Source organism: Chitinophagaceae bacterium (assembly GCA_030053935.1).
In the GTDB taxonomy this organism is placed as follows: Bacteria; Bacteroidota; Bacteroidia; order Cytophagales; family JASGCU01; genus JASGCU01.
In genome coordinates this window covers 1-3,494 of sequence record JASGCU010000138.1, presented here as the reverse complement: position 1 = coordinate 3,494, position 3,494 = coordinate 1, and the positions used below count along the sequence as shown (strand labels likewise).

General features: G+C 32.0%; 2 protein-coding genes. One reads left to right on the top strand and one right to left on the bottom strand.

From position 1 onward, the window contains the following. On the bottom strand, nt 1-1,486 hold a 1,486-nt coding region (gene priA, locus QM536_09615; GenBank protein ID MDI9357267.1), incomplete at its 3' end, for a primosomal protein N'. A 171-nt stretch (nt 1,487-1,657) separates the two neighbouring features. Here priA and QM536_09610 point away from each other — a divergent pair. Further along, nucleotides 1,658-3,494 (top strand): FG-GAP-like repeat-containing protein (locus tag QM536_09610; protein ID MDI9357266.1); only part of this gene is annotated, 1,837 nt, incomplete at its 3' end.

Below are 3,494 nucleotides of genomic sequence, written 5' to 3'. Positions count from 1 at the left end.
TTCCATTCATTTTTTTATTTTTTTTTTCTTCTCGTACATTAATAAGATTAATGGTAGGAAGTGTTGCTTGTGCAAATCTTTCATGTAAAGTAACGAGTCCGTATTTTTTATTTTCGGCATTAAAAAAAGATTCTAAAGATGGGGTAGCAGACCCTAATAATACTTTTGCTGTATGCTCTTGTGCTAAAAAAATAGCCATATCTCGTGCGTTATAATGAGGGGATGCTTCTGTTTGTTTGAAAGATGCGTCATGTTCTTCATCTACTATGATGAGAGAAAGCGAATGAAATGGAAGAAAAATAGAAGAACGAGTTCCTACTATGATTTTGAAACGTCCATTTATAATTTCTTTCCAAACTTCTACCTTTTCTTTGGCTGAAAATCGAGAATGGTATATTCCTACTATATCTCCAAAAAAAGCTCTTATTCTTTGAACGATTTGAACTGTCAATGCAAGCTCAGGTAAGAGATATAATACTTGTTTTCCTGTGGCTATTTCTTTTTGAATGAGATGAATGTATATTTCTGTTTTTCCGCTGCCCGTAATTCCGTGAAAAAGAACTACATTTTTTGATTCAAAAGCGGTTACTATTTCGTTTAGTTTCTGTTGTTGTATGTCTTGAAGAATAATTTCTGTTTGTTCTTTTTCTATAAAAGGGAATCGGGATACGACTTCTGTAAATTCTTCCATTATTTTATTTTTTAGAAGGGTATTGAGAGCGGCTTTAGAGAGTTTTTTTTCTTCTATTTTTGATTTTTTCATGCCTTTTTTATTATTTTCTACAGAAATATGGGGCATTATTTCTTGCACATAGAAAAGGAGTATGTCTGTTTGAGGTTCTTTTTTTTTAAGTTTTTCAAAAAGAGCGGTTATTTGCTCTTTTGCTTGATAATCTGGGGAAAGGCGTATCTTTTTTAGAGTATCGGGTTTATATTTTTCTGTTATTTGTTCAAAAAGAAAAATTATTTTTTTATCTATTAAGGAATGAATGGTTTTATAAGGGTTTTTTATGCCTATTTGTGCGTCTAATTCATCGTAAGAAATGCTCTCTTTGAGAGCAAGAATGTCTATAAGTTTTGTTTCTAAATCATTGAAATTATATGATTCCAATTCGTATATATCTATTTCGGGATTGGTTTGGATTATGGACTTACTATTTATTTTAAATCCCGATGGCAAAGCAGTATGTAAGACCTCTCCGAGTGTGCAAAGATAATATTGTGCTATTTGCTCTAAAAGTTTGATTTGTGGGGTTAAAAAAATAGGATATTCATCGGGAACATCAATTATTTCTTTGATTTCTTTGGTATCTATTTCTGCAGGTTGTGTTTTTTCTAAAAAAAGAACTATTCCTGTTTGTATTTTTCTGTTTCCTAATGGGATTATGGCACGGTGTCCGATGTTTATTTTGTTTTCTAAAAAAAACGGAACTTTATAGGTAAAGAGTTGTGAGATGGGTATTGGAATAAGTATTTTTGCAAACATTATGATTTTGGATCTTTTATAATGTGTATTTTAGAAAAAAGTATAAAAATTTATTTTTATGTATCAATAAATATAAAATTATATTATAAAAAACAAAATTTTGACAGATAAAGAAAAATATCAAAAAATTAATATTATATTTACTTATATATATATTAAAATAGATTTTTTATGAATTTAGGAAAAAAAATAGTATTGCGTCTACTGGTGGGGGGTATTTGTGTAAGTATGTATGGAAGTGTAAACGCCCAATTTACACAATCGAGTCAAGTTCTTTTATCTACTTCTAATGCGGGAGCGAGGGGGTCTATTTCTTTTGGAGATTATGATAATGATAAGGATTTAGATTTATTACTGATACATTCTACACCTCTTTATTGGTATCAGCGTAATTTATACAATAATGTATTAGGAGAATTTACATCTTCGGGCATTGAGCCGACTCCTTCATGTTATAATACGGGGTATAATAGTAGTAGCAGTTTTGGAGATTATGACAATGATGGGGATTTGGATTTATTAGTTTCATCTATTGTTGAGGAGAATACATGTATAAGCCCTTATCGTTATTGGGTTATAACCCATTTATATCAAAATAATATCACTAGTTTTACAAAAGTTTTTGAGTTTCAAGGCGTTGATGGGAAGGCAGTTTTTGGAGATTATGATAATGATGGGGATTTGGATATTTTAGTAAGTGGAGACAATTGGTCTATATCCAACCTAACTAAACTGTATAAAAATAATTACGGAACAGGGCTTTTGAATCTTTTTGATGAGGTAGTTATAAATATTCCGAATTTATCTTATAGCAGGAGTAAATTTGCAGATTATAATAATGATGGGTTGTTAGATATTTTTTTATTAGGAAGTACTTCTGGTATTTATAGAAATACAGGTAGCGGTTTTTCATTGGTTTCGGGAGTCAGTTTTCCTTCTTTTACTTCGGGAGATGCGATTGTAGAAGATTATAATAATGATAGTTATGTAGATGTGTTTATAACGGGTGTCTCTTCGGGGCAGAATATTTCCCGTTTATATAGGAATAATAATAGTACGGGATTTGGAGAAGTGTATGCTAATACCTTTTCTAGGTTCAGTGATTCACATTCACAAATGGCTGATTATGACAATGATGGAGATTTGGATTTATTATTATCAGGTTTATCAGGTTCAAATGCCATGACTCAACTTTATAAAAATAATGGAACGGGTTTTAGTTTTTGGGTTACCTTTCCAGGTATATATAAAGGATACAGTGCATCGGCAGATGTGGATAATGATGGGGATTTAGATATTGTTTCAGCAGGTGTTGTCAATAGAGTTGCGACAGCAGGTAATACGATATTATATACGAATGATGCTATAATGGGAAGGAGTTTTGCAGTGAATACTGCTCCTACCGCCCCGACCAATATACAAGTATTAGCGGGAAATAATCCTAAACAAGTTGTTTTTTCATGGAGGAGAGCTACTGATAATAGAACTCCTCAGCGAGGACTGAGTTATAATATCTGTGTAGGTACTTCTTCTTCTTCAAGAGAAAATATAAAAAGTTCTCATGCTTTTGTGAGTGGGAATTTATCGGGAAGAAGAAAGATTTCGCAAAAAGGAGAAATTCAAGATACGATTTATGTTTTTAATTTTTCAAAACCTGGTTTTTACGAATGGGGGGTTCAAGCGGTGGATCACTCTTTTGAAGGTTCTGCGTGGACTCGTTCTGCTTCCTATGCTATAAAAATACCTCCTACTTTGTATGCTGCTACTAACATAGGTATTTCTAATTTTGACATCAGTTGGGACGCTTCTCAGACACATCAGAGCTATGAATTAGAGGTCAGTAATGTAAAGACCTTTCCTACTGTATTACAAACCTATAGTACTACCTCTACCTTTGTAAATGTAACGGATTTAACACCTGGCATTACCTATTATGCTCGTGTGCGGAATGTTATAAAAAGCACTTTAAATAATAGTATTGTGGATAGAACAGAATATTCTAATATTA